Here is a 22,812-nt window from a genome sequence, read left to right as displayed (position 1 = left end):
CAGATGTCCTCCTTCTTCGGGGTGGATCCGTTGGGGGCCATCACGCGAGCCCCGTGCAGCCGACGAAGGTGACGTAGTCGAGCGCCTCGTCCGCCGTCATGGAGCCCTCGGCGATGAAATCCTGGTTGAGCTCGACGGCGATCTCCTCCGCCGTGGTGGCGATGACGGGGATCGCGTCGATGGCGGAGGCGCTGCGCGCGATGTCGCGGGCGATGTCGCGGCAGCCCGCGGCGTGGACGCGGAAGCCGCTGCCGCACAGGACGGCCTGGAATCTCGGGGTGGTCACTCGTCGTCCTTCCAGGAGACGATGGCCTCGGCGGCGGCGCGGGCCTTGTCGCGGTTGTGGTTGAACAGCTCGCTCATCTGGCGGAAGCCGTTGTTGGTGACGAGCGAGGTCTCGACGCCGGCCTCGTGGGCGGTCCTGGCCTCGGTGGCCGCGCCGTCCATGTACTCGGCGTAGACCCGCAGGGCCTCGATGAGGGTCGGGCTGTGCTGCGTGAGGAGGTCGCGGGCGCGCTCCATGACGCGGTGGTCCTCACGGTCGATGTGGGGCATTGCGGTGCCTTTCAGGGGATGGGGCGGGCCCGCCAGGTGGCGGGCCCGGGTGCTTACCGGGTAAGCGGTCCGGCGACGCGGACGGGCGGGTACTCCCAGGCGCCGCGCTGGTCGGCGATGAACCACAGCTGCGTGGCCTTGCGCCATTTGCCGCCGGTGAAGTGCTTCTCGGCCCAGGTGCGGGTGTTGACCTTCCAGCCGCTCAGCTCGACGTGGCTGGGGTAGTGGACGGCCTCGTTGATCTCCAGGACGACGTCGCGGGAGCCGTAGGGGCTGCGGACGAGGTAGCCGGGGACGATCTCGACGGCCTTGATCCAGCTCATGGGCCGGTGAGGAGCTGGACGAGGGTGGTGTACTCGGTGCGGAATCGCATGGTGAAGCAGCAGCGGCACAGCCGGTCGGCGGTCACGGCGACGGTGAGGAGGGTGTGGGCCAGGGCTTCGCGGCCGTCGTCGCTGAGGTGGGCGAGGATCTGGCCGGCGGGGGCGGGGTTGCCGCACAGGAGGTGGTTGCCGTTGACGGGGGTGGCCCAGGCGAGGTGGACCTTGCCGCCGTGGGTGGTGGTGGCGAGGGTGAGCGGAGCGGGTGGCTTTACGGATGCGTTGTTGCATTCGTAAGTGCTGGTGGGGCGGGTCATGGGGTGCCTTTCGTTTCGGGTGGGCGGGGTCGTGGTGGCGACCGCGCTTCATGATCATCTAGCGTGATGGTCTGCGACCATGCTACCTGATCCGTTGTGCATGCGCGACAGTTACTGATCAACATGGGGTGACTACTGTCCGCGCTCACCGGCTCACTCGAATGCATGCCCGCGTTCAACAACGCAAAAAGCGCTAACATGCGTAACGACCCCACCCACTGCGCGAGGCACCACGGCGCGAGGCCCACCACAGCGGAGACCACCACATGGACCGGCCACCCTCCGACGACCCCCTGCGCCAGCCCCTGTTCATCGCACCCGGCCAGACCCCGCCCCCACCGAGCCGCACCACCCGCTCCCCCAAGCGGACCAAGGCCCCCACCTGGACCGAGCAGCGGCCCCTGTCGATCCGCATGTGGCCCATCGCCGTCGACCGGCTCACCGTCGCCTGCGAGAAGACCGGCCTCGGCCGCAAGGGCGTCATCCAGGCCGCCCTCACCCACTACTTCGACCGGATCGGCGTGCCCACCGACGTCGACGTCAGCCCCGACCGGCCCCGCCGCGACCCTCCCACCCGCCGGCCCCGCAAGGGCGTGCCGAAGGACGAGCGGGAGACCATCACCATCCGCGCCGACCCGATCGTGGACGCCCGCCTCACCGCCGCGTGCGAACGCACCGGCTTGAGCCCGCAAGGCATCTACGACGACGCGCTCGACCCGTACTTCGACCTGCTCGGCATCCCCGTCAACCCGGAGAACCGGCTGCCCCCGGAACCGGCCGCCGAGTGACGCGAACGCACGACGAGGACACCTGGCCGCACTGGGCCGGCGACCCTCTGATCAGGCACCACCGGCACGCGCCCCGCCGGGAACTCGACTTCGTCGCCTCCGCGCGGGCCGGTCACGACATCAACCGGGCAACGTGCGCGTGCGGCGGCATGGACGCCGTCCTCGTCACCACTCCGGCGGAGCTGGTGGCGGCCTACGACACGCACATGCGCTCCGTACAGCGCTTCAAAAGGACCCGATAGCCGACCCGATCAGGACGCTGATCACCCGGCCGGGCGGCGGGTATGCTGACGAGCGGACCTGTAGCGAGGACCAGCGGCGGGCCGTCACCCACACCGGGAGGCGGCCCTTTCGCCTGTCCACACCCGCCGATGCCCACGACCCGGCGGTGCGTGAATCCCTAGGATGTGCAATGCGCTCAGGCGGCTGCCGGAGCGCAACTCGCTACAGGAGGACCCATGACCACCCCCACGCGGCGTTCGCGGAGGATCGCCGTCGCCAACAACAAGGGCGGCACCGGTAAAACCAGCTCCACCATCAACCTCGCTGCGGCCCTGGCCGACCGAGGTCTGTCCGTCCTGGTCATCGACCTCGACCCGCAGGCCAACGCCAGCCGCCGTCTGGCCTTCCAGCAGGATCCGGCCACGCCTCGGCCGACCATCTCCGACGTGCTCAAGGCCATCGCGGAGAACCCGAACGAGGACCTGGCCGGATGCGCGGTCGATGCGTTCGCTCCGGTTGGCTGGCCCGAGCCGTACAGCGAGCGGATCACGCTGATCCCCTCCCGCGCGGACCTGGAGAACCGTGCCACGCTGGAGGCCGCTCAGCTCGGTGCAGTGCAGCGCCTCGACGTCGCCCTGGAGGGCGCCGACGCCGAGTTCGACGTCGTGCTCATCGACTGCCCACCGAACCTGGGCCACCTGACCCAGATGGGCTTGGCCGCCGCGGACCTGGCCCTGTGCGTCATGGACCCCGAGATCGACGGCATGGAGGGCGCCATCGCGCTGCGGGACTTCGTCACGGCCAACCGCAAGAAGCTGAGCAACCCCGGCCTTGAGGTCGTGGGCTACGTCGTCAACCGGGTCGACACCCGTACGGGCGCGCACCGCTTCCAGGTGGAGGAGTCGATCCCGGAGACATTCGGCGAGGCGCTGATGCGGCCAGTGCTACCGGAGCGGGTCGCTATCAAGGACGCCGCGGACGCCGATCCCCCGCTGCCACTGCAGGCGCTGGGCCGCGACGGCAAGGAGATGGCCGACCGGTTCGCCGAGCTGGCCACGCAGCTCGTCGCCCGTGCGGGCCTGAGCGCACCGGTCGAGGTGCGGTAGTGGCCAAGCCGACCCGCGCTCGCCCGTCGACGGGCTCCCGTATCGTCGCCGCTCCGGAGCCGGTCGCCGCCGGCGACGACACCGCGACCGCCGCCGCGCCGGTCGCGACCGTGGCCGCGCTGCGGCCGGTCGCATCCGGACCGGCCTGGCCGCAGACCGTACGGCTGACCGACCTGGCCGACAACCCTGACAACCCGCGCGAGACGCTACGCGAGCTGGAGGGCCTGGCGGAGACGATCCGCCAGGACGGTCTGCTGCAGGACATCGTGGTCGTGCCCCGCGACATCTGGCTGGCCGTCTACCCGCACCACGCTGAGCATGTCGGGGACCGGCCGTTCGTCATCCACCACGGGCACCGGCGCCGCCACGCGGCCGAGCTCGCGGGCCTGTCCGAGGTGCCGGTGAAGGTCCGCGAGGACGCCGTCGACGCCGAGGAACGCGCGCTCATCGAGAACCTGCACCACGATGACCTGTCGCCGCTGGAGGAGGCGCGGGCCCTGGCCAAGCTCATGGAGCTGCGCGGTATCTCCGGGCGGGAGGCCGCGCGCCGCCTGGGCAAGTCCTCGGGGTGGGCCTCCCAGCGGCTGACCCTGCTGAACCTGCGGCCGGATCTGCAGGAGGCGTTGGAGGACGGGCGGCTGTCGGTGCGGGACGCCCGGGTGATCGGGAAGCTGCCGCCGGAGGAGCAGTACCTTCCCGAGACCGCTCCGGAGGTCGAGCTGCCCGGCCCGGCCCCTGCGCCTTCGCCCGCGCCGGCGGGGGAGAGCGGCGGTGGTTCGGGGGAGGGTGCTTACCCGGTAAGCGCCCCGGCGGAGCCGCGCGGGAAGACGCCCAAGCCCCCGGAGACGGGCGGGCCGTACGTGACGCTGCCGCTCGGGTCGCCGACCGAGGTCGCGGCCACGCTGCGGGAGCGGATGCGGCCGGAGCATCTGGAGACGCTCGTGGAGCTGCTGACGGCCACCACGGCGCGGTGAGCCGTTCCGGCACGACGAAGGGGAGAGGCTACCTGCCTCTCCCCTTCGTCGTTGGGCCCTGGGTGCTTACCGGGTAAGCGCTCCGAGCCTGGGGTCACATGCCTCCGGTGGTCATCGTCCACCTCCCGTCAGCGCGTGGGCTTGCTCCTGCTCGCGGCGCATATGCCAGATCCACCCCTGGGCGGCCTTCACGCTGTCGCGGGCCACAGAGTGCCAGCGGCGGCATGAGCAGGCAGCCAGCAGTGGATAGCCGGTCAGCTTGTGCTCACTCAAAGGGACAGCCGGGTCATCGACCCAGTGTGGTGGCGTCGGCGTGCCGCTGAGCGCGTTGAGGATCCACCGGACCGCAGGCGTGTCCTGGTAGGGCAGCTCGACCAGGGCGCGGTCGTGGCCGTTGACGTGAGGGTTGTCGGGGTGGGCGTGGCAGTCGGTCCAGGTGAACTCCAGCCAGCCGTCACGCGGTTCGGCCACGGGCCGGGAGGTGAACGTGCCACCACCGACGATGTACTCCACGAACGCGGTCTGGTGCATCGCCTGGTCGAGCGCGGCCACGGCTTGGTCAGCGGCGGCGGCCGTGACGCTCCAGTGGGTGGGGGAGGCGACGCGCAGGATCGAGCGGGGCGCGGTGAGGTAGAACGATTCGCCGCGGATCTCGGTCCTGAATGGCCCCATCTGCGGGATGGGTTCCAGGCAGGCACCCATCACAGGTCCTCGGCGAGGCGGCGCATCGCTCGGACGGCTTCCAGCTCTTGGGGGGAGATGGTGCCGTGGTCCTCAAGGAACCAGTCACGGATCAGCCGCATGGGCTGGGTGGTGTTGACGTAGCGGCGGGCTCCGCCCACGGTGATCGGGACGGTGAGGGTGTCACCGTCCGGAGCGGCGAGGACGGTCAGGCCGGTGATGAAACGCCGCCGGGAGTCGCAGATCCCGGCGGCGGAGGTGACGAGCATCAGCCGTTCGCGGTCGATTCCCTTGGGGGAGTAGAGGTAGACGCCTCCGGGCTTGAGCTGGATCACGCGGCGCCCCGCTGGTGGAACTCGTCGTCGGCGGCGGCCAGCTCGTGCTCGTCGGCCAGGGCCTCGGTGAGGTCGTCGGCGAGGTGGTCGTGTTCCGGTGCGCCCTCGCGGACGGCGTAGTAGGCCAGCGCCCGGTCTGCCCAGGCGGACAGGCTGAGGCCGGCGCGTTCGGCGGCTTCGGCTGCGAGTTGCCGGGTGACGGCGTTGATCGACAGGGTCACGCGTTCACTGCTCATGCCGTCATGCTACGCCTTCCGCATAACAGGAGTAAGAACAATTCTCATACACGCGGGAGGGGGTGGGCTGTGCGGCCCACCCCCTCGGGATCGTGCGGCGTTACTTGCTGGCGGCGTGCTTCTGTCGGGTCAGGCCGACGAAGCCCGTGCCGGCCCGGAACACCGGCCTGACGGTCGGCGCGAGGGGCATCGGCTCGCCGGTGTGCGGGTTGCGGGCGGTGCGGGCGGCGCGCTTGGCCAGCTCGAACTTGCCCCAGCCGGTGATGGAGACCGTGTCGTCGTTGGCGACGGCGGTCTGGATGGTGTCCAGGACCGCGTCCAGGACGGCGGTGACGACCTTCACCGGCTGGCCGGTGGCCTCGGCGGCCTTCTCGATCAGCTCACGCTTGTTCATGGTGGCTCCTCGTCTCAGGGGTCCCTACTATCGAATGCGCTTGCGCATTCGTAATCTAGAGGCCCGGCAGGGTTCCCTGCATCGCCTCGCCGCTGCTTTCTTCGCGAGGATCAGGTGCAGCGGCGATCTCGTAGCCGCCGCCGGGCGCTTTCCCGGCCCGGTGCATGCGGTCGTCAGGGTTGCGGCGCAGCACCACGATCGGGCCGCCACTCTCCAGCCACCCGGGCGGGTAAGCGGAGGCGACCTGCAGCCGCCAGCGGCGCACCGCCTCTGGGTCGTAGCTACTGGTCCGCAGCTCCCGGACCGCCAGCAGGGACCGCCAGGACGGCCACGCGTGGTCGTGGGCGTCCTCCACGGCGTCGTTGGGAGAGCGCCGGGTAGGGCCCTCCCAGGTGCAGCCCAGGCAGGCGCCCCTCTTGTCGACGGCCCCGCCGTCGCCGGCGGGCCCCCACCGCACGATCATCGTGGGGCGGCACAGCGGCGCGGTCGAGACCGCCGCCGAGAACAGGCCTCCCGAGCGGGCGTAGCCGGGGTGGCCGATGCGGATGCACCACAGGTCGTTGCGTTCGGCCAGGTGGGTGGTGCGCCACTGGTCGTGGCGGGCGACCGCGCCGCGCGGCTCGTCTGGCGCGGTCACGGCGTGGCCTTCCAGCAGCGGATCTTCACCGCGCCCTGCGGGACGTCGTGCTCGATCAGGTGGCCGCGGATGAAGTCCGCGGTCTCCCGGTCGTAGGGGCCGAGCTGGATGAGGTCGCCGGGCACGCCGCTGCCCAGGACGGTGACCTGGCCGCTGGTCTCGAACCGGGGCCGGTACAGCTGCCACCAGTCGGCGCAGGGCCGCCCGGCGAGGACGAGTTCGTTGAGGACGACCGCCCAGATGCGGGGCGGCTCCACGGTGGTGCTTACCGGGTAAGCGGGCACGGCGGCGCTCCTCACAGGCCGGGGTCGGCGTCGGAGTGGACCTGGCCGAAGCCGTCGAGCACACCGGAGTGCTCGGGGTGGCCGTCGTCGCTCCAGTCGACCAGGCAGTAGCCCTCGCAGGGCTGGTCGGCGGCGGCTCCGCAGCCGCCGGGGAGGTCGCAGGGGGCGGGGTAGGCGATCGTGTCCTCAGCGTCGGGTGTGACGGGCATGAGGCGGATGTCCTTTCGTTCGTGCCGTACGTCTTGTACGGCGCTCGGGTGCTTACCGGGTAAGCAGGAAGGGCGGCACGCCCCCGCCGCCGGGGACGGGGGTGTCCGCTTCAGGGAGAGGGGCGAGCCCGGCAGGTGCGGGCTCGCCCCTGGCTATGACCAGGGCAGATCGAACAGCATGCTCCGCGTGAGATCCACCGGCCCGGGATGGCCCTTGCTGACCAGGCGGATCTTCGTGACCGCCCGGTCGGGCAGCGCGACGCCCTTCACCCGGCCCCGCGCGGACCTGCGCAGCGTGTACGCGGCGACGGGGAACCAGACGGAAAACCACGGGCTGGCGGGCTGCCCCGCACGGATGTGCGCGTCCAGACTGGGCTCCTGCTCGGCCCATTCCACGCACGCGCACAGCGGGTCACCGCACTGGCGAGACGAGCGGGGGCTGACGCGGTGCCGCTCCAGCCGGCCCGACAGCATCGGGCACGCCTGGACGGCGTAGGCCGCGCACCACGGGTGCTGCGCGGGCTCGTTGACGTAGCCCTGCCCGAAGTCCATCGGCCGGGCCATCAGCACCGCGACGTCTTCCAGCGCCTGCCCGCACAACTGGCAGCGCATCCACGTCAGGCACGCGGCGACGCGCTCACGGTCGACCTCGCCGAGGATCGGGGTGCCGTCGCGGTGCCGCAGCGTCACGTACGGCACCGCCACGCCGCGCCAGGTCTGCTGGCGGGCGAGCAGCGCGGGGATCGGCGGGGTCACTGCTGGCCTCCGATCAGTGCGCTCTGCGCGGCGGCGGCGGCTTCTTCGGCGGCGAGCTTCGCCTGCAGGTCCTCCATTTCGGCGCGGAGCTTCGCGGCCTTGTCGGCGTGCTCAGCGGCCCGCTTCGGGGCGTGGAGACGGGCGTGCGCGGCCTCGACGTCGGCCCGCTCCGGGCAGGTCAGGTAGTGGTCGATGAGCTGCCGCACGACCTGCGCGGTGTGGTCGCGGGTGGCGTCCGGCACGCCCTGGTGGTACGGGCCGACGCGCCACACGTTCAGCCAGAACCGGCTGTCCTCGGTGCGCTTCTCGGGGGAGACGATGGCGTAGCCGCCGAGGGTGATGCCGTAGACGACCGGCGCGTACGGCGCGGGCATCGACCCGTTCTTGATCCGGTAGTCCGACGTCGGGCGCACGTCGCCGTACTCGACGCGGAGCGTGTCCGGGTCGCTGCCGCCGTAGGCGTAGGTGTCGGGGCCGATCCAGATCACCCCGAACCCGGCGACCGCGTACCGGATCCGGCCCGTCTCGAGATCCGCCTCGTGCAGGAACCGGTAGCGGCGCGTCTTGTCCTTCTTGCCCTTACCCTTGGCGGCCGGCCGGACCACCGACAGCGTGTGCCAGGTGAGGCCCGGCGCGGTCGCGCCGTCCGGGAACGGGTCGTCGAGCTCGTCCAGGCCGGACGCGTCGAAGCCGCCCACAGCCTTGAGGGTCTTGTGCAGGACCTCCACGACGTCGTCGCGGGACGGGATCGGCCCGGCGACGGGCTGCATCACCGCGCACCCTGGCGGGCAGGTGCCGCCCTCGTCGGTGCCGCAGAAGATGCACGGCCCGTTCTTCGGCACCGTGGCGGACGCCGGGTAGACGTCCTCCACGGGCCAGGTGGAGTAGTGCTCCTCGACGGTCTCCGTCTGGCCGGTCTTCGGGTCGGTCACCTCCTCTTTCCGGGTGCGCTCGACCTTCGGCGCGTAGATCCACACCGGGGCGGCGTCCTCTCGGATCCGCCGGTCGTTGCCGCCCCAGAAGAACCGGGCATCGGCCCGGGTCGCCGAGGGGTCCTGGCCGAAGATCCGCAGGGCGTTGCCGATGCTGTAGGGGTGCATGCGGGCGGCGAACACGCGGAACGCGTCGATCATCTCGGGGTGCTGCTGCAGGGCGGTCGCGGCCTTCATCTGGCCGGCGTGCGCGGCCGCGCGGCCGGCGTCCTTTCGGGCGCAGAAGGCATCCCACTCGGCGTCGGTCATGTCGGCGGCGCGGCCGGTGGTGGGCTTGGGTCGGGTTGCCATGGGTGGCGGTGCCTTTCGTTTCGGATGGTGGTAGGGGGAAGGGCCGCCGGGTCCCGGGCGGGAAGCCCGGCGGCCGAGGGGTCAGCGGCCGGGCTCGTCGTGCGGAGGCTCGCAGTGGGCGGGCACGTACCAGCGGCCGTGCTCGTCCTGGTAGAAGCCGATCTCGTTGAGGGTCAGCCAGGTCAGCTCTCCGCGGTCCTGCTGGACGGCGCCGTGCAGGCCGCCGCGGTCGTCGGCGTGCAGGCGGACGTTGACGACGTGCCCGGTGATGCGGGCGTGGTCGGCGGCCTCGCTGCCGGGGAAGACGCGGATGCGGACCGTCTCGCCCGCGCTGACGTAGCGGCGCGTGGACGTGGTAGACATGGCATGGTGCCTTTCTGAATGCGATACTGCATTCGATAGAGGGATGCGGGGCCCGGCTCGGGACACCGGGCCCCGCAGGGGGTTCAGGCGTAGAGCCGGTTGATCTCCGCTTCGAGGTCATCGAGCGTGATTCGCCGCGACCGGCACGGCACCTCGTCGCCGTCGTACCGGCAGACCTTGCAATCGCACGACGTGTGCGAGTCGAACAGGGTGTGGCCGCGCTCCAGGCCAAGGGCCTGGTTGACGTGCTCCTCGATGTAGCGGTGCTCCTCGCGGCCGTCGTCGTCGGTGACGATGACCGTGCCGCTGAAGTTCAGGAGCCTGCCGCCGAGCATCGCCAGGATGGTCCCGGCGAAGCAGGTCTTCCAGGTGTCCTGGTCCCAGCCGTCGGGGTGCTCCCGCAGCCAGGACAGGGCGGCGCGGGCGAGCGGTTCGCCGCGCAGGTCGGTGACGGGCGGCGCAGGGGCGGGTGAGGTCATTTCTTCCTCCGTGTCGGTGAGGGGGTGATGACGGTGACCGTGCCGAGATCAGCGACGAGATCGGTAACGCGGAACCGGACGGTGTGAGTTGGCCCGAACGGCTTGCCATCGACGTAGGTACAGATCGGGACTCCGATGTAGCCGGGATACGGCGGCAGCGGATACACCTGGCCCATGACGTGCCACTTCCAGGTGTGGCTGGAGTTGTAGTTGTGGGTGAGGACGTCGCCCTCGACCAGGTCCGCCCAGGTTGGCCGCTCGGGCAGCGGCGGGTGTTCGGTCACGGGTAGGTCACCCCCGTGTGGGCGGTGATCTCCGCGGCGATGCCCTGCCACCGGCCGACGTTCTCCTGCTCGTGGTCCAGGTCCTCGCAGGTGGCATCCGGGTTCCCGGTGTGCTCCTTTTCGGCGTCGCAGGCGGCGCACTCGTCGTGGTCGCGGTACTCGTCGCAGGCGGCATGCAGTCCTTGCAGCAGGGTCTGCACCTTGTTCTGCGGCAGGATGACGACGCACAGTTTCGAGTCGTCGTCGGTCGCCGCGGCGGAGGTCGGGTCAGGGATCGTCACGGCGTGGCCTCCTTCGCGGGCAGCAACTCGGCGGGGCATCCGGCGTCGGCCGCGCATCCGGCGCACAGCCCGTAGCGCCAGTACGGGTCCTGGCTGACGAGCGCGACCACGGACTCGTCCGTGTCGCAGCCGGTCGCGCCGCAGGGCCAGCCGCCCTTCTCGTAGGGGCGCAGAGTGTCCCAGGTGAACCCGGGCTGCTCGGCATGGGGGATGGGGGTGCTCATGCCTTGGTCTTCTCCTTCGGTGTGTCGGGCAGGACGGTCCAGCCGCCGCCCGGGCGGCGGGCCCAGTGCTCGTCGTGGGTGTGGGGGTCGCGGTAGCGGACCATCTGCCCGTTCGAGCCGATCTGCACGATCGAGCAGAGCACGCCGTCGACCAGGACGCGGTCGGTGTGGCGGGGCCGCAGCCGCGTGGTGTAGTCGGGGTAGCGGACCAGCCACCCCTCGGCGTCGAGGTCGGCGATCTCGACGGCCTTGTCCCGCAGGTCCTTCGGCGCGTCGATCGCCTGGTAATCACCGCCCAGGGCGCAGAAGACGGCGTTGCCGCGGATCGGCAGGTCCTCGCCGGTGCGGCTCTCGAACCCGTACCAGGACGCGAGCTGGGAGGCGACCCGGTTGGCGGGGGCCAGCGACGGCGCCCAGGCCAGGACGACCCCGAAGCGGGCGGGCGTGGTCGCGGTGGCCGCGTACGGGTGGGCCAGGGTGTGGATGCGCACCTGCTCGGCCGTGACCGGGTGGCCGGGCACGGACAGCAGGGACGCCAGGGCGGCGGTGGGGAACTGGCACTCGGGCCAGGTGGTGTAGGCGGTGATGTCGACCGCGGCGGGCTGGCCGCCGTTGACGGCGGGGGTCAGCAGCAGGCCGCGGACGGACCGCAGGATGGGCTGTTCCATGATTCCTTCCGGATTGGTGGAGGGGGCGGGACGGCGTGCCGTACGGCCGGCGGCCCCGCCCCCGGGGGGTTACAGCAGGTGCTCTTCGGCGTCGGCGATCAGGTCGTCTTCGCTGGCGAAGACCCGCCTGCACATGTCGGTGCAGGCGACCTGGCCGGGCGTGAGCTGCTTCTGCGGCTCGTGGACGGGCTTGGGCAGGTAGCCGACCCACGACTGGTGGGTGCAGATGCCCTTCGTGCGGAGGCGGTGGATGCGGTCGGCGGTGGCCGCCATCTCGGCCATCTCCAGGTCCGCGTCCAGGCGGGCGGTGTAGAGCGCTTCGAGGTCGGCGCCGGGGTCGTCGTCGTACATGGCGGGTGTCTCCTTTCATGCCGAGGGGGCCGCACCGTGTGGTGGCGGCCCCCTCTCGGCGGGGCGGTCGGGTCAGTTCCAGAGCAGCCAGGACGGCACGTGTTCGCGCAGGCGTAGCCACCGCTGGGGCGGGTCGGTCATGTCGGCCTGGTGGGCGTCGATCTCGATGTCGACGGCCTCGGCGGCGCGCACGTCCTGGGTGCGGGCGGTGCGCAGCGCCGAGTGGGCGGTGTCCCAGGCGGCGTCCCGCTCGGCGCGGGTGAGGCGGAACAGGTCGTAGCGGGCCTCCGCGACGAGGGCCGCGCGGCCGGACGTGAGGTAGTCGTTGGCGGCCGGGCAGCCGGTGGCGACCAGGACGTCACGCAGGGGGCGGGCCATCGTGCAGGGGTCCTTTCTCGTTGGTGGGGTGCCCCGGGCGGGTGGCCCGCCGGGGCGGGGCGGGTCAGCGCATGAAGCCTTCGCGGATCAGCTCGACGTCGCAGTCGTGCAGGAAGCGGAGCATCGCGGCGGCGCGGTCGGCCTGCTCGCCGTCCGGGTCGTCGGTGGGCAGCGACTCCCACGCCCAGATGAGGGCGCCGTTCTTGTGGATCTCCCCGTCGCTGGCGGTGAGTTCGATCTCCTCGGTGACGAGGCCGGTGCGGCGGGTGTAGGTCCAGGAGGACTCGGCGAGGTCGAGAGGGGCGGCCAGGCGGACGTAGCCGTCGTTGTAGAGGCTGGTCTCGTGGGTGCGGACGAACTCGGCGAGGGAACCGTCGTGGTGGTGGTCGTAGATGTCGGCCTGCTCCAGGGTGTCGCTGTCGTAGGCCGGGGCGGTGTCGCAGGTGCAGGTGCTGCCGACTGGCAGGTGGCAGGTGCCCTTGAAGAAGTCGTGGTCGGCGCGGGTGCCGGTGAACTCGGTGGCGAAGACCGCGCCGTGCGGGGCGGTGTCACCGAAGCCGTCGGTGTGGCCGGGGAGGGTGATGGAGAGGTGGACGACGTCGATGCTGTCGGGGTTGCCGGGGGTGGCGCGGGTGTAGAGGCGTTCGATCATGGTGGTCCTTTCGGGCGTATTTTGAATGCGTTTTTGCATTCATTAATTTTGGTGCGCCGGTGTGTTTTGCCTGCTCACCGTTGGTTTTGATCTTCGGTTGTGGTGTACCGATTATTGCATAAGCGTCGTGTAAATACAAAGCTTTCTGATCAGCGCAAACGACCCCCATCGAAGCGCTGAGAGCGTCTGTCAGCGATCGGGAGCGCACCCCCCAGCGATCCCCTACCCTCCCCGCACCGATCACCCCCGCGGCAGCGGACCCCGCGCCAACGTAGTACGGACTACATGAAACACGCAGTGATCACTACGCTAATCGCGTAGTGTTCACTACATGACCGATGTAACTCCACCCGTCGACCCGGCGCTCGCCTTCGACAGCCCAGAGCTGGCCGTCGACGCCCTGCGCGCCTGGGTCGACGCCCGCCGCGACCTGGACGACCGGCGCGACGCCCTCGTGCGCGGCGCCCTCGCCGCCGGCGTCTCCCCCACCGAGATCGAACGCTGCGGTGTCGCTTCCCGCACCACCACCAACGCCATCCTGAAGAAGCACGGCGAGAAGCACGGCGCGATCCAGGTCGCGGTGCCGATCCCGCCCACCGTCGAGTACGCGGCACTGCTGGAGGCCCGCGCGTCCCAGCCGACCACTCCCGCCAGGGTCGGCAGCCCCGAACACAACGAGCAGACCATCCGCGCGGTCATGATGCGCCAAGCCGCTCAGCAGATCAGCAGCCCGCCCGACGACCCGGCCCTGACCGAAGACGCCTGGCTGCAACTTCTCGCCGTCCGCTACCGGCGCGCGTCCGACCCGGCCACCATCCCGCCGGCGGAGAAGGGATGGGCGGAGGGCTACTCCGCCGCGTGCATCCAGATCGCCGATGAGATCACCGCGATCCGCCGCCTCGGCGAGGCCGCCTTCACCCAGGTCTTCGACCCGGCCGAGGTCGCTGCGGGCCTCACGCACCTGGCCGAGACCAACCGCGACGAGCGCCGCTGAGCCCGCATCTGGTGATCACCTTCACGGCCTGCCCGCCATGATGGGCGGACCGCATCGCTGACGAAAGGCACCCGCGATGGAGTTGACCCGCATCATCCAGGACGAGACCGAAGACGGCACCCGGCCCGGAGCGCGAGCCTGGATCGTGTCCGGCGAGCACGGGGCCGTCCAGGTCGTGCTGTCGAAGATGGAGGGCCCCGACTGGCAGTTCGCCCCGGACGTCTTCCCCGCCGGGTGGAGCGGCACCTACCTCGGCTATCACGCGCCGGCCGCGCTGGGCGGCGAGGACGAGACCGAGATGGACTGCGTGCTGCTGCCGGGCGGCCGGTGCTTCTCCAGCGGGTCGGGCCTGCCTGCGATGGACATCGCGCGGGCGTGGGCCGCGGCCGGGTGCGATGACGGCGTGATTTGGGAGGCGGCGGAGCTGGCCTATCGGGTCCGTCTGGCCGCCAGCTCGTGGGACGGTCTGGACGCGCAGGGCCAGCGGGCGGCGCTGGTGTGCGCGGTGGAGTGCGCCCTGGCCGAGGCGGAGCGGGCGCGGGTGGCGGTCGCGAACGGGGACGCGCCGTGGTCGCGGGTCGCGGAGGCCGAGCAGAAGGTGGCGGCGGCCGAGGCCGAGCTGGTGGCGTTCACCGCCGAGCATCCGGCATAAAGATTGCGATCTACGGTGTAAAGCCCCGGGAGCCGCACGCCACTCTTCCGGGGAACCGTCCGAAGGGCCGGTCCCCCTCCCCCCATACCAGACACACAAGCACAGGTCATCCCATCGGTGCCGAAAAGCCCGCCCCGTACGGCGGCGCGCGGGCGCTCGGGACCGGTGGCCTGTGCGACCTCGCGCGCTTTACGCCGTAGATCGAAATCCTTGTGCCGGATTCCCCCGGCCCGCCCGCTCACGCCACCCACCGCGACTGGCGCACCCTGCGCGCCGCGACCTTCTCCAGCGCCGCAGCCCCCGCACCCGTCGCCGCGAACGCCGCCCGCACCGCCGCCAACCCCCGCAGCGCGTCCCCTGCCGAGCGGGCGCCCTCGAGGACCTGGACGCGGAAGCGCTGCGCCTCCGTCCGGCGCCGTGCCTCGGCTGCGGCGTGCTCCTGCGACGGCAGCACGTGCTTCAGCTCGCCGTCGCCGGTGATCCACCAGGTCAGCCGGTGCCGGATCATCGCCCGCAGGATCCGGCACCGCTCGTAGCGGGGCCTGCGCAGTGGCGGCGTCAGGTCCCCCCACCGCTGCCCGTCCGGCCGGGTGTTGAGCACGTGGTAGACGTCGCGGACTGTGGCCCCGGCCGCGAACAGGGGCCGCAGCAGAGACCGCAAGTCCTTGGCGGAGACGACTCGCAGCGGCGGGTTCTCCGCGCGCAGCCGCTCACACGCAGCGATCATGTCCTTCTTGGTGCCTGGCGTGACGGTGGCCGACCAGGCACTCGACGGTGGCGCGGAATCGGACATTTCCCGCGCGTGCGTAGGGAGAGTCTTCTCTCCTACAGAACCATCAGCACAGGGGGTGCAACTTCCTTCCACAGGGGTGTTGACCTGCGAAAACACAGGACGTTCCCGGACGGTCTCGACCGGCCACGGGACCTCGTCGTCGGCGTCCTCGACCGGCGCGTAGCTGTCCTCGATCGCCTGCAGCGCCGCGTCGTCCAGCAACTCCAGCGGAATCGTCAGCGCGTACTCGGCCGCGAGGTTGCCGAACCCGTCATCGAGGCGGCCCCGGAACGTCCCGGGGCGGAACCGCGGTGTCGAACCGGGCGTGATCGTCACGAGCAGGCCCACCGCGCGCATCCACGCCAGCTTGTAGGCCAGGGCCCTGCGCGAGCATCCCATCTCGGCCGTGAGGATGTCCCACGTCGCGCCGCGCTGAGGCGCGGTGACGTTGAACTTGTCCGAGCGCAGCATGAGCTGCCACGCCAGCGCCATGACGCCCCGCACCCAGTCGGAGCGGCGGCCGGCGGCGTCGGCCAGGTGGTCGACGGCCTGCTGCCACAGCCCGAGCGTGGGCGCGACGGTCAGGTGCGCGGGGATGGGTGATGTCAATGGGGGGGCGGATGGCCGACACGCCATGTCTGTTTTAGGGCGTGCTGGGCTATCCGCTTGGCGAGGTGCTATCGTCTCCTCCAAGCGTAGTTAGACACGCGAAAGGCGCTCAGCTCATCGGTTTGGCGGCCAGAGCAGAGATGTGATTCGCGTGCTGGGGATTGTTAAGTTGTCCATCTACCGGCGCGGACGAAGTTGGCGCTTCGTCCGCACCAGCGCCTCCCACTGGGAGGCGTTTTCTTTTGCCCTGAATCTCTCCTTGGCTGTGCGAGCCGTACGGCTACGCGTGGGTGCGGTCGCCGACGAGCGGCAGGGGCTCCTGCCGGGCGGGCGTGCCCGCGCCGAGGTCGTAGTCCAGCGCCTTGGCGAGCATCTGCTCGACGAACCGGCCGAAGGGGACGCCGTGCTTCTTGGCGAGCGTCTTGCCGAGCTTGACCAGCTCGGGATCGGTGAACGACACCGAGTGCCGTGCGACGACCACGCGGTCGGGTCCTGGGGTGCTGCCACTCATGGTCGCCCATCCTGCCGGACTCGGAATCGAAGATCCAGCGGAACGGCGTGTGTCGCTGCACTGAATCTCCTCCTTCGTTGGGCGTCCGCTGGACTGCTCACGGGTAGATCCTGACGCTCTCTATCCCGTGTTGCGGTCACGTTACTACGGTTACGCGCTCTGCGCGCAATAGGAGTATCTTCCTGACTTCTCCCGTGTCGCCCACGCTCTGAACGGATCGAGGAGACCTCGTAACGCCCCACCCGTCCTCCGCCGCCCACTAAGGTCACTCCGCCCGTCACAGACGCGCTGAGCGGGTCACAGAGATCGTTCCGTCGCTTCGGGATGCTCCTCGGTCGCACGTGCTGCTGGAACCCGGACGAGCCCCTGATCTCTGTCTTGCGACAAGTTGTCCTGGCAGCGGGGACACCAGTGCCTAATCTTGACGCATGGGTTCTATGAGAGGGTGATTCGCGAGTTGATGTCCGGCTTGTCGTAGCACGATCGGGCGGTTCTGCGGAATTTCGGCTGGTCAACGGGCTTGGGTGTGCTGGGCTCACGGGGTGAGCGAGCGCAAGCCGTACCCGAGCGACGTGTCCGACGAGCGGTGGGCCCTGATCGAGCCCGTGATCACCGCGTGGAAGGCCGCGCACCCCTCGGTCAGCGGCCACCAGGGCGCCTACGAGATGCGCGAGATCACAGGCGCCATCCTCTACCAGGGCCGGACCGGCTGCCAATGGGACTTCCTGCCGCACGACCTGCCGCCCCGCAGCGCGGTCTACTCCTACTTCGCCAAATGGCGCGACGACGGCACCGACCAGACCATCCACGACCTGCTGCGCTGGCACGCCCGGGAGAAACGGGGCCGATCAGCCGACCCGAGCCTGGTCGTGCTGGACACCCAGAGCGTGCACGCGGCGGCCGGCGTCCCCTCCGACACGACCGGCAGGGACGCGGGCAAAAAGGTGCCCGGCCGTAAACGCGGCCTGGCCGTGGACGTGCTGGGCCTCGTCGTCGCGGTCGTCGTCTCGGCGGCCTCGGCACACGACAACGCCACCGGCATCGCCCTACTGGACCGCATCACCGCGCAGAGCGACACCGTGCGCACCGCGCTGGTCGACCAGGGGTTCAAGAACGCGGTCGTCGCCCACGGCGCCGGCCTCGGCATCGACGTGCGGATCGTCGAGCGCAACCCCGCCGATCGGGGGTTCGCGCCCCAGCCCAAACGGTGGGTGGTGGAGCAGACCTACGGCACCCTGGCTCTGCACCGCCGTCTGGTCCGCGACTACGAACACCGCCCCACCAGCTCCGAATCGCGCGTGTACTGGGCGATGAGCGACGTGATGACCCGCCGCCTGACCGGCGCCTCCACCCCGTCCTGGCGCAGCGCGTGACCGGGCGGGAGCCGATCCCAGGGCTGCTGGAGCGGATCGACGCACGCAAGGCCGCCCTGGCCGACGAGGCCGAACAGACCCGCACCCGGATCGGCGAACTCGCTGTGCGGCTGCGTGAACTCGACGAGGCGATCGACCATCTGCAGATCACCCGCAAGACCCTCCTCGCGCTCGCCGACGAAGACGGCGCCGAACCGCCCGCACCGCCGCCCGCGCTACCCGACCACCCCGCCTACCAGCAGATCCTGACCGTCTTCGCCGACGCCGACCGGCCTCTGCGCGCCCGCGACCTGTGCAAGGCCCTGGACCTGCCCATCGTGGCCAAGAACACCGAGAACATCCGCTCCGAACTCAAGCGCCTGGTCGGCCGCGGCATTCTCCTCGAGACCGAGCCCGGCTTGTTCACTCGGCCGCGCGCATAGTCCGGCAGCGAGCCCCCTGACCAGCCCGCCTTCTCCAACATCAACGACGAAAAGGACCTCGACTCGCGAATCGCCCTCTGAGTGCGTCGATGGCGCGGTTCGAGGAACTGGCGGCGGAGCTGGAGAGGAAGCGGCTGGAGCAGAAGGCTCTGGAGGAGGCCTTGGTAGAGGAGGCCCGGAGATTGCGGACGGCGGGGATCCAGCAGCGGTTACTGGGCCGGCTGCTGGCGGAGGCGACGGGCGGGAAGCCGGAGACGGCTCGGAAGTGGCTGCAACGACACGGAGTGAGCGAGGATCCGAGGGACTCGTGATCTTCGTTTCGCGGCGAGCCAGTAGTAACGGCGTAGGAAGCAGCGGATATGTGGGTCAGCGATCCGCACGTTACCGCTCACTCACGCAAGCGAAGATCCGCTCTCCTTCTTCGGGGAGAAGACGGAACGGAAGACCGAGGTAGACCCCGAAGTCCAGGACCGACTGCTCCGCCAGGACGTCGAAGCCGCACCCGCTGTAGAAGACCTCCAAGCCGCTGCCTGCGCGGAAGTGGCCGTACGCCAGGTGGAAGCCGAGCTGGAAATACACCTGCAGGCATCGGGTCAGCAGCGCCGACCCGATGCCCTGACCACGTGCCTGTTCGTCAACGGCCACCGCGCGGATCTTCACCACCGTGGTGAGGGCCTCGATCATGACCTCGAAGGGAACGCCGCGATCCGCCGCGCTCGCCACGACCGGCGGAGGAAGGGAAACCGCGTTCAACGCCCCGATCAGGTGACCATCACGGTCCTGGACGATCAGCGGAACCGATAGGCCTGCCATCGCATGGGCTGCGGCCTCCTCGGTCCGCTCCAGCACTGTTTCGAGGAACCGGTGCTTCATAGCCTTCCTGCCGGCGGACAAGCCGAGAGGGAGCAGCCAGCCGAGAGCTCCCCCGCGCAACGCCGAGAGGAGAACGTCCTCATGCTCGACGCCAGCGAGTTCCAGAAGCTCTAGCCAGCGGTCGGCCTCACCATCGGCCAGCGTCCGGATCTTCGTGCCGTTCGGGCCTGACCATCCGCGGGCGAGGCGCTCGGGAGTGATGGTCGGGATGCGTCCGCTGCCGCCTGGGATCTTCCGTGAGGGGGCCATGATCGGACCGTACCTGCGCGTCCTGGCGCAGGCCATGAGTACGGCGGCCGCGGCCGCTGTTGGGCGGTTCCTTTCGCCCGGGTCCACGCGTAGGTGCGGAGCGCCTGGCTGCCCCTTCTCCGGTGCCGTCTCAGGTTGGTCACTTCACGTACGGACACCAGCACACCTTGCTACGGTTGCGGCGCTTCGATCCCCTCGCGCGAAGGAGCTTCTGTGAAGCGTCTCAGCACGTGCCTGCTCACCATCTGCCTGTCCGCCGCCCCGGCCGCGGTCTTGGCCGCCCCAGCCGATGCGGCGGCCGTACCGAAGGGAACGAAGAAGGCCACCATCGTGAAGATCGTGGACGGCGACACCATCGACGTGCGATTCACCCGCACAAGCCGTCCGGTGCGAGTGCGACTGCTGGAGGTCAACACCCCCGAGCGAGGCCAGTGCTGGTACAAGGAAGCAACCGCGCGGACCGCCGCGCTGCTGCCGGTCGGTAAGACCGTACGGCTGCTGGCCGATAAGGACCCCAAGGACCGCTATGGGCGCTCCCTCTTCTACGCCTGGAACGCCGGCGGCACGTTCGTCAACCGCAGCCTCGTGCGCTACGGGTACGGCAAGGCCGTGCTCTACAAGCCGAACGACAAGTACATTCAGGTGATGCGTGCTGACGAGGCCAAGGCCAAGCGGGAGAGGCTACGTATCTGGTCGGGCCGGTGTGGTGCCAGCAGTGCTCCCGCGCCGACGCCGCGACCGACGCCGAGCGAGGACTCAGGCAACGCCCTCGATCCTCGCTACCGGACCTGCGCCGAGGCCAACCGCAATGGCTACGGTCCGTACCGGCGTGGCGTGGACGCTGAGTACGCGTGGTATCAGGACCGCGATGGCGATGGGCTGGTCTGCGAGCCCTGACACCCTCGGTCGGCAAAGACCGGAACGCCGACGCCGGTGAGGGCGTCGATCAGGTCGGCCCGTCGGCCCGTCGGGCCGCGGTCAGATCGTGCACCGCCCCGGGCAACGCGGGCGAGACCCACACCAGGCGGCTGGCCGGATCGGCGAGGAACTGAACGTTGGCCCCGTGCCGGTAGTAGTACGGCCTGTCGTCGGCCAGCCGGTCGATCGGGATGAGCGTGCCGTCGCCGACGGCGTAGGCCAGGCGCGAGGCATTCCCCGCGGCGGTGTGCACGTCGGCGACCAGGTCGACCGCCTCGCGCACGTAGCGCCAGGCGGTGGTGGTACCGATGGCGAACCCGTCGGTCAGACGGGCATAGGTGTCACCGCCCGCGTAGATGGGCCAAGACCAGGAGGGCTTGCTGCCCAGAGCCGAGGCGGCGCCATCGGGAGCGCCGTTGTGCGCGGTGGGCGCGGATCAGGTCGGCCAGGCGGAGGAGGGTGCGGCCGGCAGCGAAATCGCGGCACGGTAAGACAGCAACGAGGCTCCCGGTTAGGGGATCGAATCTTGGTCGACTGCTGTTTTAAGGGACCTCCTCTTATCTCATCCCAGTCCTCCTTCGCGTCTGCGCTGATCAGCGCCACTAGGTTGAAAAGGGCTCAATTTTTGTCATCCAAGCGCAATGACTATTCCCAGAACTGAAGAATAATCTCTTCTAGTTCGTCAGACAACAAAGGCTCGGCTTCCTCGTGGTCATTCCATTCATCAGGCTCCTCTTCGACTAGGGTGCGCAGAATAACTCGCATATTCCATCTAATGCCCTCCTTGCCGAGGTCAAAGACGGGCGGACTTTCTCTTGGATCAGTTATTTCAACAGCGGATAATTTACCAGAAGTGGATTCCAGGATCCCCACCCACACGTCTGTCTCGATCGCAGATTCTTCAAAATCCAACTCTACAGGAGGGCCATCCCACAACTCAAACCATACGTTCAAGAACTGTGTATCGAAGTTTGTTTCAATGCGCACCAGATTCGATGTAGAGACGACCCAGTTATGGTCACCCTCAGAGATTTCCTTGTCGGTATTTACAGAACTATTTCCCGGACCTTCCCAATCCATAATTTGAATGAGTGAGTATTGAACCCCGGCAACATCACACATTTTTTTCAGGAGACGAGAATTTGTGGACATCGCGGCATTTCCTTTCCGGTATTGGCAACAGGGCGTGGCGTGAGCATAACTCTAGTCATGCTCACGCCACATCCTTATTATACACTACCCTTCAATTTTAAATTCTACTGGACGTCGATATAGAACGGATCTCTTCTAATTATGCGATTGTTCTCATACCAGGCACCCAAAGCCTCCCCGAACTTCTGATTTTGTATAGCATTGATCAGTCTTACTGAGAACGCATATGGGGGATCTGCATATCTGGATCCCTTCTCGGTCGACGCGAACGGAAATTCATCGCAATTAAGCGCCTTGTTTCCATGTTTCTTAATACTTGATGGCCAGGATGCTCGAATCTCTTTTTTGCAGAACGATCTCGAATGAATTCTCTGATCCCTGGATTCGGTAACGCTAGCGAGTCTAAATAGGGGAGACCATCGACTCCCGCCGGGAATTACCTTGCTCGTTCTAGGCGGATAATCCGGGAAAAGGGGGCCAGGAACGCTGGGTACCGTCGCCTCCCCATCCGTGCTCTCTAGAGCATGTTTAATATGGTCATACTGCTGCGGCCATGTCACACCATCTTCGTTCCTATCAGTCCTTCTGATGGTGAGATACATGACCTGATTCGTATTTATGCATCCACCATTTTTATAGTATGTAAGATATTCGGCCGAGTCGCAACGAACTCGCACAGCAGCTGTAGCCGAGGAGTTCTTTCTATATTGAGCCCTAACTTCTGTGACGACGTTATAAGGGCTGATATTGCACTGCTCCACACCATCTACCATGGCCGTCTTGGCCGTCTCAAAGGTCCACGAGACTTGCCATTCCGATGAAGAGGAAGATCTCCAAGTAGAGAGTGGTTCGTTTGGATTTCCCTGACTATCGACTTGCTTACACGTCCCAGATTCGCTCCATACCACGTTGTACAAGCTAATATAGGGGTTCGTCATAGTCCCCCAGATGAGCTTATCTATCGGGAGGACGTGTGCATATAGAGTAAACCGACGAGAATTCTGTTGCGTGCGCACCTTATACTGCACATTGAATACGGCTACACCGGTCAGCTTCCATCCGGTTTTTGTCTTGACCCAGTCACGGGCAATCATTGTCCCGGCCTGGCACCAAGCGAACCTGTTCTTAGTGTAACCGTCGAGGCTCATGGAAAGTTCCATGTTATCTTCACACTCTTTACGAGTGATGTCCTCTGCCTCTGTCTTCTTCGAAGGAAGGAAGACCGGCTTAGTTGGTGTAGGCGTCGGCTGTAGCGCAGTGACTCCGGACCGGCTGGATATAGAGCCCGACTGGCACGGGCCCAGATCGTCCCACTCGGCATAGACGCCCGGTTCCTCACCAGGATCAGTCCATTCAGTGGTCAGTTCCCACGTGTGTCCCTTCCAGGACACCTTGGCACCCCACGTGTATGTTTTTGTAGCCGACCACTCCGGCTGATCACACGTCACCGTCGGCGTCGGCGTCGGCGTCACTGTCGGCGTCGGCGTCACTGTCGGCGTCGGCGTCACTG

General features: G+C 68.5%; 37 protein-coding genes and 1 pseudogene. 10 read left to right on the top strand and 28 right to left on the bottom strand.

Features of this window, described 5'->3' with window-relative positions:
* Positions 1 to 40 precede the first annotated feature (40 nt).
* The 4 genes from ABD823_RS19490 to ABD823_RS19475 are packed head-to-tail and all read right to left on the bottom strand — an operon-like array spanning position 41 to position 1,192.
* Positions 41 to 286, bottom strand: coding sequence for a hypothetical protein (locus ABD823_RS19490; RefSeq protein WP_344861583.1), 246 nt, complete (start codon positions 284 to 286; stop codon positions 41 to 43).
* Entirely contained in the window at positions 283 to 555 is a 273-nt protein-coding gene (locus tag ABD823_RS19485; protein WP_344861581.1) for a hypothetical protein, read from the bottom strand. Before ABD823_RS19485 ends, ABD823_RS19490 begins: the two co-directional genes overlap by 4 nt.
* Positions 556 to 608: 53 nt before the next feature.
* Positions 609 to 878 carry a hypothetical protein gene (locus ABD823_RS19480; protein WP_344861579.1) on the bottom strand — a complete coding sequence of 90 codons (270 nt, stop codon included), beginning with the start codon at positions 876 to 878 and terminating at the stop codon, positions 609 to 611.
* Entirely contained in the window at positions 875 to 1,192 is a 318-nt protein-coding gene (locus ABD823_RS19475) for a hypothetical protein (protein WP_344861577.1), read from the bottom strand. The genes ABD823_RS19480 and ABD823_RS19475 overlap by 4 nt, the downstream gene beginning before the upstream one ends.
* 266 nt (positions 1,193 to 1,458) lie before the next feature.
* Here ABD823_RS19475 and ABD823_RS19470 point away from each other — a divergent pair, with 266 nt between their 5' ends.
* From ABD823_RS19470 to ABD823_RS19455, 4 genes are all read left to right on the top strand, one after another.
* The gene (locus ABD823_RS19470; protein WP_344861576.1) at positions 1,459 to 1,980 is read left to right on the top strand and encodes a hypothetical protein; all 522 of its coding nucleotides are present in this window, start codon (positions 1,459 to 1,461) and stop codon (positions 1,978 to 1,980) included.
* Positions 1,977 to 2,222, top strand: a complete 246-nt coding sequence (locus ABD823_RS19465) for a hypothetical protein (RefSeq protein WP_344861574.1) — start codon at positions 1,977 to 1,979, stop codon at positions 2,220 to 2,222. Before ABD823_RS19470 ends, ABD823_RS19465 begins: the two co-directional genes overlap by 4 nt.
* 216 nt (positions 2,223 to 2,438) lie before the next feature.
* Entirely contained in the window at positions 2,439 to 3,308 is an 870-nt protein-coding gene (locus tag ABD823_RS19460) for a ParA family protein (protein ID WP_344861572.1), read from the top strand.
* Positions 3,308 to 4,282, top strand: a complete 975-nt coding sequence (locus ABD823_RS19455) for a ParB/RepB/Spo0J family partition protein (RefSeq protein ID WP_344861570.1) — start codon at positions 3,308 to 3,310, stop codon at positions 4,280 to 4,282. The genes ABD823_RS19460 and ABD823_RS19455 overlap by 1 nt, the downstream gene beginning before the upstream one ends.
* A 111-nt stretch (positions 4,283 to 4,393) precedes the next feature.
* Here the strand turns inward: ABD823_RS19455 and ABD823_RS19450 are convergent, their stop codons facing one another.
* The 18 genes from ABD823_RS19450 to ABD823_RS19365 all read right to left on the bottom strand — a co-directional run bounded on the left by ABD823_RS19450 (position 4,394) and on the right by ABD823_RS19365 (position 12,777).
* Positions 4,394 to 4,984 carry a hypothetical protein gene (locus tag ABD823_RS19450; protein ID WP_344861568.1) on the bottom strand — a complete coding sequence of 197 codons (591 nt, stop codon included), beginning with the start codon at positions 4,982 to 4,984 and terminating at the stop codon, positions 4,394 to 4,396.
* Positions 4,984 to 5,298 carry a hypothetical protein gene (locus ABD823_RS19445; protein WP_344861566.1) on the bottom strand — a complete coding sequence of 105 codons (315 nt, stop codon included), beginning with the start codon at positions 5,296 to 5,298 and terminating at the stop codon, positions 4,984 to 4,986. Before ABD823_RS19445 ends, ABD823_RS19450 begins: the two co-directional genes overlap by 1 nt.
* On the bottom strand, positions 5,295 to 5,534 hold the full coding sequence (locus tag ABD823_RS19440; protein ID WP_344861564.1) for a hypothetical protein: 240 nt from the start codon (positions 5,532 to 5,534) through the stop codon (positions 5,295 to 5,297). Before ABD823_RS19440 ends, ABD823_RS19445 begins: the two co-directional genes overlap by 4 nt.
* 100 nt (positions 5,535 to 5,634) lie before the next feature.
* Positions 5,635 to 5,928, bottom strand: coding sequence for an HU family DNA-binding protein (locus ABD823_RS19435; RefSeq protein ID WP_344861561.1), 294 nt, complete (start codon positions 5,926 to 5,928; stop codon positions 5,635 to 5,637).
* A gap of 55 nt (positions 5,929 to 5,983) precedes the next feature.
* Positions 5,984 to 6,565 carry a DUF6349 family protein gene (locus ABD823_RS19430; protein ID WP_344861559.1) on the bottom strand — a complete coding sequence of 194 codons (582 nt, stop codon included), beginning with the start codon at positions 6,563 to 6,565 and terminating at the stop codon, positions 5,984 to 5,986.
* Positions 6,562 to 6,849, bottom strand: coding sequence for a hypothetical protein (locus ABD823_RS19425; protein ID WP_344861557.1), 288 nt, complete (start codon positions 6,847 to 6,849; stop codon positions 6,562 to 6,564). The genes ABD823_RS19430 and ABD823_RS19425 overlap by 4 nt, the downstream gene beginning before the upstream one ends.
* Positions 6,850 to 6,860: 11 nt before the next feature.
* Positions 6,861 to 7,058: a hypothetical protein gene (locus ABD823_RS19420; protein ID WP_344861555.1), complete on the bottom strand. Its 198-nt coding sequence runs from the start codon at positions 7,056 to 7,058 to the stop codon at positions 6,861 to 6,863.
* A gap of 153 nt (positions 7,059 to 7,211) precedes the next feature.
* Positions 7,212 to 7,814, bottom strand: a complete 603-nt coding sequence (locus ABD823_RS19415; RefSeq protein ID WP_344861553.1) for a hypothetical protein — start codon at positions 7,812 to 7,814, stop codon at positions 7,212 to 7,214.
* Positions 7,811 to 9,097 carry a hypothetical protein gene (locus ABD823_RS19410; protein ID WP_344861551.1) on the bottom strand — a complete coding sequence of 429 codons (1,287 nt, stop codon included), beginning with the start codon at positions 9,095 to 9,097 and terminating at the stop codon, positions 7,811 to 7,813. The genes ABD823_RS19415 and ABD823_RS19410 overlap by 4 nt, the downstream gene beginning before the upstream one ends.
* Positions 9,098 to 9,178: 81 nt before the next feature.
* Complete coding sequence (locus ABD823_RS19405; RefSeq protein WP_344861549.1) at positions 9,179 to 9,460, bottom strand: hypothetical protein; 282 nt, start codon at positions 9,458 to 9,460, stop codon at positions 9,179 to 9,181.
* 83 nt (positions 9,461 to 9,543) lie between these two features.
* Positions 9,544 to 9,939, bottom strand: coding sequence for a hypothetical protein (locus ABD823_RS19400; RefSeq protein ID WP_344861547.1), 396 nt, complete (start codon positions 9,937 to 9,939; stop codon positions 9,544 to 9,546).
* Complete coding sequence (locus tag ABD823_RS19395) at positions 9,936 to 10,223, bottom strand: hypothetical protein (protein ID WP_344861545.1); 288 nt, start codon at positions 10,221 to 10,223, stop codon at positions 9,936 to 9,938. The genes ABD823_RS19400 and ABD823_RS19395 overlap by 4 nt, the downstream gene beginning before the upstream one ends.
* On the bottom strand, positions 10,220 to 10,504 hold the full coding sequence (locus tag ABD823_RS19390) for a hypothetical protein (protein ID WP_344861543.1): 285 nt from the start codon (positions 10,502 to 10,504) through the stop codon (positions 10,220 to 10,222). Before ABD823_RS19390 ends, ABD823_RS19395 begins: the two co-directional genes overlap by 4 nt.
* A complete protein-coding gene (locus ABD823_RS19385) occupies positions 10,501 to 10,728 on the bottom strand; it encodes a hypothetical protein (RefSeq protein ID WP_344861541.1) in 228 nt (75 codons plus the stop codon). The genes ABD823_RS19390 and ABD823_RS19385 overlap by 4 nt, the downstream gene beginning before the upstream one ends.
* A complete protein-coding gene (locus ABD823_RS19380) occupies positions 10,725 to 11,396 on the bottom strand; it encodes a hypothetical protein (protein WP_344861539.1) in 672 nt (223 codons plus the stop codon). Before ABD823_RS19380 ends, ABD823_RS19385 begins: the two co-directional genes overlap by 4 nt.
* A gap of 69 nt (positions 11,397 to 11,465) precedes the next feature.
* On the bottom strand, positions 11,466 to 11,747 hold the full coding sequence (locus ABD823_RS19375) for a hypothetical protein (protein WP_344861537.1): 282 nt from the start codon (positions 11,745 to 11,747) through the stop codon (positions 11,466 to 11,468).
* 72 nt (positions 11,748 to 11,819) lie between these two features.
* The gene (locus tag ABD823_RS19370) at positions 11,820 to 12,125 is read right to left on the bottom strand and encodes a hypothetical protein (RefSeq protein ID WP_344861535.1); all 306 of its coding nucleotides are present in this window, start codon (positions 12,123 to 12,125) and stop codon (positions 11,820 to 11,822) included.
* Between the two features lie 64 nt (positions 12,126 to 12,189).
* The gene (locus ABD823_RS19365) at positions 12,190 to 12,777 is read right to left on the bottom strand and encodes a hypothetical protein (RefSeq protein WP_344861533.1); all 588 of its coding nucleotides are present in this window, start codon (positions 12,775 to 12,777) and stop codon (positions 12,190 to 12,192) included.
* A gap of 331 nt (positions 12,778 to 13,108) precedes the next feature.
* Here ABD823_RS19365 and ABD823_RS19360 point away from each other — a divergent pair, with 331 nt between their 5' ends.
* Entirely contained in the window at positions 13,109 to 13,771 is a 663-nt protein-coding gene (locus ABD823_RS19360; RefSeq protein ID WP_344861531.1) for a hypothetical protein, read from the top strand.
* A gap of 76 nt (positions 13,772 to 13,847) precedes the next feature.
* A complete protein-coding gene (locus tag ABD823_RS19355; RefSeq protein ID WP_344861529.1) occupies positions 13,848 to 14,423 on the top strand; it encodes a hypothetical protein in 576 nt (191 codons plus the stop codon).
* 238 nt (positions 14,424 to 14,661) lie between these two features.
* On the opposite strand, the gene ABD823_RS19350 is transcribed toward ABD823_RS19355, so the two are convergent.
* A complete protein-coding gene (locus tag ABD823_RS19350) occupies positions 14,662 to 15,804 on the bottom strand; it encodes a hypothetical protein (RefSeq protein ID WP_344861527.1) in 1,143 nt (380 codons plus the stop codon).
* Positions 15,805 to 16,084: 280 nt separating this feature from the next.
* On the bottom strand, positions 16,085 to 16,315 hold the full coding sequence (locus tag ABD823_RS19345) for a hypothetical protein (RefSeq protein ID WP_344861525.1): 231 nt from the start codon (positions 16,313 to 16,315) through the stop codon (positions 16,085 to 16,087).
* A 542-nt stretch (positions 16,316 to 16,857) separates the two neighbouring features.
* Here ABD823_RS19345 and ABD823_RS19340 point away from each other — a divergent pair.
* The 3 genes from ABD823_RS19340 to ABD823_RS19330 all read left to right on the top strand — a co-directional run bounded on the left by ABD823_RS19340 (position 16,858) and on the right by ABD823_RS19330 (position 18,421).
* Entirely contained in the window at positions 16,858 to 17,688 is an 831-nt protein-coding gene (locus ABD823_RS19340; RefSeq protein WP_344861523.1) for an IS5 family transposase, read from the top strand.
* Positions 17,685 to 18,110: a hypothetical protein gene (locus ABD823_RS19335; protein ID WP_344861521.1), complete on the top strand. Its 426-nt coding sequence runs from the start codon at positions 17,685 to 17,687 to the stop codon at positions 18,108 to 18,110. Before ABD823_RS19340 ends, ABD823_RS19335 begins: the two co-directional genes overlap by 4 nt.
* A gap of 89 nt (positions 18,111 to 18,199) precedes the next feature.
* The gene (locus tag ABD823_RS19330; RefSeq protein WP_344861519.1) at positions 18,200 to 18,421 is read left to right on the top strand and encodes a hypothetical protein; all 222 of its coding nucleotides are present in this window, start codon (positions 18,200 to 18,202) and stop codon (positions 18,419 to 18,421) included.
* Positions 18,422 to 18,491: 70 nt separating this feature from the next.
* On the opposite strand, the gene ABD823_RS19325 is transcribed toward ABD823_RS19330, so the two are convergent.
* Positions 18,492 to 19,232 (bottom strand): GNAT family N-acetyltransferase, encoded by a 741-nt coding sequence (locus ABD823_RS19325; RefSeq protein ID WP_344861517.1) that lies wholly within the window; start codon positions 19,230 to 19,232, stop codon positions 18,492 to 18,494.
* Positions 19,233 to 19,325: 93 nt separating this feature from the next.
* Between ABD823_RS19325 and ABD823_RS19320 the strand changes: the two genes are divergently transcribed.
* The gene (locus ABD823_RS19320; RefSeq protein ID WP_425566629.1) at positions 19,326 to 20,129 is read left to right on the top strand and encodes a thermonuclease family protein; all 804 of its coding nucleotides are present in this window, start codon (positions 19,326 to 19,328) and stop codon (positions 20,127 to 20,129) included.
* On the opposite strand, the pseudogene ABD823_RS19315 reads toward ABD823_RS19320, so the two are convergent.
* The 3 genes and pseudogenes from ABD823_RS19315 to ABD823_RS19305 all read right to left on the bottom strand — a co-directional run.
* Positions 20,120 to 20,649 (bottom strand): annotated as a pseudogene (locus tag ABD823_RS19315) (transposase family protein); the annotation flags it as partial. The gene ABD823_RS19320 and the pseudogene ABD823_RS19315 overlap by 10 nt on opposite strands.
* A 146-nt stretch (positions 20,650 to 20,795) precedes the next feature.
* Positions 20,796 to 21,302, bottom strand: a complete 507-nt coding sequence (locus ABD823_RS19310; RefSeq protein WP_344861513.1) for a hypothetical protein — start codon at positions 21,300 to 21,302, stop codon at positions 20,796 to 20,798.
* A gap of 104 nt (positions 21,303 to 21,406) precedes the next feature.
* On the bottom strand, positions 21,407 to 22,812 hold a 1,406-nt coding region (locus ABD823_RS19305), incomplete at its 5' end, for a NucA/NucB deoxyribonuclease domain-containing protein (protein ID WP_344861510.1).

The organism is Planomonospora alba, from assembly GCF_039534085.1.
Lineage (GTDB): Bacteria > Actinomycetota > Actinomycetes > Streptosporangiales > Streptosporangiaceae > Planomonospora_B > Planomonospora_B alba.
The sequence above is the reverse complement of the archived record's forward strand: the minus strand, read 5'-3'. Positions and strand labels throughout refer to the sequence as shown.

Bases quoted from the DNA above. Each gene is read 5' to 3' on its own strand.
- ABD823_RS19485 (WP_344861581.1), bottom strand. From the start codon at position 555: ATGCCCCACATCGACCGTGAGGACCACCGCGTCATGGAGCGCGCCCGC.
- ABD823_RS19480 (WP_344861579.1), bottom strand. From the start codon at position 878: ATGAGCTGGATCAAGGCCGTCGAGATCGTCCCCGGCTACCTCGTCCGC.
- ABD823_RS19475 (WP_344861577.1), bottom strand. From the start codon at position 1,192: ATGACCCGCCCCACCAGCACTTACGAATGCAACAACGCATCCGTAAAG.
- ABD823_RS19470 (WP_344861576.1), top strand. From the start codon at position 1,459: ATGGACCGGCCACCCTCCGACGACCCCCTGCGCCAGCCCCTGTTCATC.
- ABD823_RS19460 (WP_344861572.1), top strand. From the start codon at position 2,439: ATGACCACCCCCACGCGGCGTTCGCGGAGGATCGCCGTCGCCAACAAC.
- ABD823_RS19450 (WP_344861568.1), bottom strand. From the start codon at position 4,984: ATGGGTGCCTGCCTGGAACCCATCCCGCAGATGGGGCCATTCAGGACC.
- ABD823_RS19440 (WP_344861564.1), bottom strand. From the start codon at position 5,534: ATGAGCAGTGAACGCGTGACCCTGTCGATCAACGCCGTCACCCGGCAA.
- ABD823_RS19435 (WP_344861561.1), bottom strand. From the start codon at position 5,928: ATGAACAAGCGTGAGCTGATCGAGAAGGCCGCCGAGGCCACCGGCCAG.
- ABD823_RS19420 (WP_344861555.1), bottom strand. From the start codon at position 7,058: ATGCCCGTCACACCCGACGCTGAGGACACGATCGCCTACCCCGCCCCC.
- ABD823_RS19410 (WP_344861551.1), bottom strand. From the start codon at position 9,097: ATGGCAACCCGACCCAAGCCCACCACCGGCCGCGCCGCCGACATGACC.
- ABD823_RS19405 (WP_344861549.1), bottom strand. From the start codon at position 9,460: ATGTCTACCACGTCCACGCGCCGCTACGTCAGCGCGGGCGAGACGGTC.
- ABD823_RS19400 (WP_344861547.1), bottom strand. From the start codon at position 9,939: ATGACCTCACCCGCCCCTGCGCCGCCCGTCACCGACCTGCGCGGCGAA.
- ABD823_RS19385 (WP_344861541.1), bottom strand. From the start codon at position 10,728: ATGAGCACCCCCATCCCCCATGCCGAGCAGCCCGGGTTCACCTGGGAC.
- ABD823_RS19380 (WP_344861539.1), bottom strand. From the start codon at position 11,396: ATGGAACAGCCCATCCTGCGGTCCGTCCGCGGCCTGCTGCTGACCCCC.
- ABD823_RS19375 (WP_344861537.1), bottom strand. From the start codon at position 11,747: ATGTACGACGACGACCCCGGCGCCGACCTCGAAGCGCTCTACACCGCC.
- ABD823_RS19370 (WP_344861535.1), bottom strand. From the start codon at position 12,125: ATGGCCCGCCCCCTGCGTGACGTCCTGGTCGCCACCGGCTGCCCGGCC.
- ABD823_RS19365 (WP_344861533.1), bottom strand. From the start codon at position 12,777: ATGATCGAACGCCTCTACACCCGCGCCACCCCCGGCAACCCCGACAGC.
- ABD823_RS19360 (WP_344861531.1), top strand. From the start codon at position 13,109: ATGACCGATGTAACTCCACCCGTCGACCCGGCGCTCGCCTTCGACAGC.
- ABD823_RS19355 (WP_344861529.1), top strand. From the start codon at position 13,848: ATGGAGTTGACCCGCATCATCCAGGACGAGACCGAAGACGGCACCCGG.
- ABD823_RS19345 (WP_344861525.1), bottom strand. From the start codon at position 16,315: ATGAGTGGCAGCACCCCAGGACCCGACCGCGTGGTCGTCGCACGGCAC.
- ABD823_RS19330 (WP_344861519.1), top strand. From the start codon at position 18,200: ATGGCGCGGTTCGAGGAACTGGCGGCGGAGCTGGAGAGGAAGCGGCTG.
- ABD823_RS19325 (WP_344861517.1), bottom strand. From the start codon at position 19,232: ATGGCCCCCTCACGGAAGATCCCAGGCGGCAGCGGACGCATCCCGACC.
- ABD823_RS19310 (WP_344861513.1), bottom strand. From the start codon at position 21,302: ATGTCCACAAATTCTCGTCTCCTGAAAAAAATGTGTGATGTTGCCGGG.